Origin of the sequence: Corynebacterium sp. (genome assembly GCF_030535495.1) — a bacterium.
In the GTDB taxonomy this organism is placed as follows: Bacteria; Actinomycetota; Actinomycetes; order Mycobacteriales; family Mycobacteriaceae; genus Corynebacterium.
On record NZ_JAUNRW010000166.1, the window covers coordinates 1 to 3104 of the forward strand.

3 protein-coding genes are annotated in these 3104 nt (G+C 65.8%); all 3 read left to right on the forward strand.

What is annotated here, in order from left to right:
- Nucleotides 1-165: 165 nt before the first annotated feature.
- Entirely contained in the window at nucleotides 166-2127 is a 1962-nt protein-coding gene (locus tag Q4F73_RS12170; RefSeq protein ID WP_303359603.1) for a glucose PTS transporter subunit IIA, read from the forward strand.
- A 10-nt stretch (nucleotides 2128-2137) separates the two neighbouring features.
- On the forward strand, nucleotides 2138-2737 hold the full coding sequence (gene coaE / locus Q4F73_RS12175; protein WP_303359604.1) for a dephospho-CoA kinase: 600 nt from the start codon (nucleotides 2138-2140) through the stop codon (nucleotides 2735-2737).
- A gap of 6 nt (nucleotides 2738-2743) precedes the next feature.
- On the forward strand, nucleotides 2744-3104 hold a 361-nt coding region (locus Q4F73_RS12180; RefSeq protein WP_303359605.1), incomplete at its 3' end, for a DUF4259 domain-containing protein.

The following is a 3104-nucleotide window of genomic DNA, read 5'->3' on the forward strand; positions in this document are numbered from 1 at the left end:
GCTTCCTCCCTTGTGTTCTGTTCCAGGTGCGGCCTATGATGAGCCCAATGCCAACACTCCGGCACGAACCGGACACAAAACCACATTGGTGGTCATGACAACCAAGGGATGCCCTGGAGAGAACGGCAGCCAACCAGTTCTGACTTTCCGAAAGGACACGCGTCCATGGCGTCAACCACCGTGACAACGGCGCAACACATCATCCAGGAGATCGGCGGGGCGGAGAACATCTCCTCGCTCACGCACTGCGCCACCCGACTGCGCATGCAGCTCCACGATCAGTCCCTGGTGAACCAGGAGGCCCTCGAATCCGATCCCGCGGTTCTGGGGGTGGTCACTCAGGGCACCACCGGCCTGCAGGTCATCATGGGCGGCGGCGTCGCCGAGTTCTACCAGGCGATGCTCAAAGAGCCCGGGGTGCAGAAGACGGGTGACGCGAAGGCGGCGTCGACAAGCAAGGACTACGGGGGAGTGCGCGGCAAGTACTCCTACGTCGACTACGCCTTCGAGTTCCTCTCCGACACCTTCCGCCCGATCCTGTGGGCGCTGCTGGGTGCCTCGCTCATCATCACTCTGCTCGTGCTGGCGGACACCTTCGGCCTGCAGGATTTCCGCGCTCCCATGGACGAGCAGCCGTCGACGTACGCGTTCATGCACGCCATGTGGCGCTCCGTGTTCTACTTCCTGCCGATCATGGTCGGCGCGACGGCCGCCCGGAAGCTCGGCGCCAACGAATGGGTAGGTGCGGCCATCCCCGCTGCGCTGTTGACCCCGGAGTTCCTGGCGCTCGGTGCCGCCGGTGACACCGTGACCGTCTTCGGTATGCCGATGGTGCTCAACGACTACGCCGGCCAGGTTTTCCCGCCGCTCATCGCCGCCATCGGCCTGTTCTGGGTGGAGAAGGGTCTGAAGAAGATCATCCCGTCGGCCGTGCACATGGTCTTCGTGCCCTTCTTCTCGCTGCTCATCATGATCCCGGCCACCGCCTTCCTGCTCGGCCCCTTCGGCATCGGCGTGGGCAACGGCATCTCCAACCTGCTGACCTCGGTGAACGACTTCTCGCCGTTCATCCTCTCCATCCTCATCCCGCTGCTGTACCCCTTCCTCGTGCCGCTGGGTCTGCACTGGCCGCTCAACGCCATCATGATCCAGAACATCAGCACGCAGGGCTTCGACATCATCCAGGGACCCATGGGTGCGTGGAACTTCGCCTGCTTCGGTGTGGTCACCGGCGTCATGGTCATCTCCATGAAGGAGCGCAACAAGGCCATGCGCCAGGTCTCCCTCGGTGGCATGATGGCCGGCCTGCTCGGCGGCATCTCCGAACCGAGCCTCTACGGTGTGCTCCTGCGCTTCAAGAAGACGTACATGCGCCTGCTGCCGGGCTGTTTCGTCGGCGGTGCGGTCATGGGCCTGTTCAACATCAAGGCCTACGCCTTCGTGTTCACCTCCCTGCTCACCATCCCTGCCATGGACCCGTGGCTGGGCTACGTCATCGGTATCGCCGCGGCGTTCTTCACCTCCATGTTCCTGGTCATCTTCTTCGATTACCGCGGTAAGGAGGAGAAGGCCGAGGCGCTCGCCCAGATCGAGGCCGAGCGCACCGCCGCCTCCCAGGCCGAGGAGAAGCGTATCGACGCCGCCGCCCCCGTCGCCACCCTCACCCGGTCGCAGATCACCGCCCCGCTCGAGGGCCGGGTGGTGCCGCTGTCCGAGGTCCCCGATGCCGCCTTCGCCGGTGGTGCCCTGGGCAACGGCGTGGCCATCGAGCCGAGCGGTGACACCGTCGTCGCTCCGGCAGACGCGACGGTGCTCACCGTCCAGAAATCCGGGCATGCCGTGGGCCTGCGCCTGGAGAACGGTGTCGACCTGCTCATCCACATCGGCATCGACACCGTCCAGATGGGCGGCGACGGCTTCGAGGTCCTCGTGGAGAAGAAGCAGCAGGTCACCGCAGGTACCCCGCTCATTCGTTTCGACCGGGCAGCCATCGAGGCCGCCGGCTACCCGGCGATCACCCCGGTGCTCGTGTCCAACACCCGCAAGTTCGGCTCCGTCGAGGGCCATCCGGGTGCCGCGGCCGGCGAGCCGATCATCACCGTGACCCCGAAGGAGGAAGGCGCCTAGTATCGGGCGCATGAAGATCATCGGACTCACCGGCGGGATCGGCAGCGGGAAGACCTCCGTTGCCGATCTTCTGCGTTCCCACGGCCTGCCCGTCATCGACGCCGACCAGCTCGCCCGCGAGGTGGTCGAACCCGGCCAGCCCGCGCTCGCCGAGCTCGCCGAGGCCTTCGGGGAGGAGATCCTGGAGGCGGACGGCAGCCTCAACCGCGGGGAGCTGGCCACCCGCGCCTTCGCCGACGAGGACAGCACGCGGCGCCTCAACGACATCACCCACCCCCGGATCATGGCGCTGCGCGACGAGCGTATCGACGCCGCCCGGGCAGACGGAGAAGTGGCCGTCATCTACGACATGCCGCTCCTGGTGGAGAAGGGGCAGCACGCGGACATGGATCTGGTGGTGGTGGTCGACGTGGACGTCGATAAGCGGGTGGAACGACTGGTCTCCGGCCGCGGACTCGACGAATCCGACGTGCGACGCCGGATGGCGGCCCAGGCCACCGACGCCGAACGTCTGGCGGTGGCGGATGTGGTCATCGACAACAACGGAGCCCGGGAGGACCTGGCGCCGCAGGTGCAGGCACTCGTCGACCAGATCGGCAGGCTAAAGTAGTCCATCATGGGAACCTGGAACACCGGACCTTTCGACAATGACGACGCCGCGGAGCTTCTCGACGACATCCGCGAAGGCCACATCTACTTCGATGAACTGCTGCCTGATGTCGGTCACCGCTACATCGAGGCCGACCAGGGTGCGATGATCATCGCCATGGCTCATCTGGCCGCCGGTGACGTGCCGGAAGGTATCGACGAGGACGACCTCGCTTCCCTGCGCACCCCCGAGACCCGGGAGCGCCTGCGCCAGTGCCTGGAGGCCGTCATCTCCGACGGCGCCGTCTCCGAATTGGCCGAGCTCTGGGCTGAGAGCGGCCAGGAGAAGCTGCTCGAGTGGAAGGCTAAGTCCCACGTTCAGCTCGTGT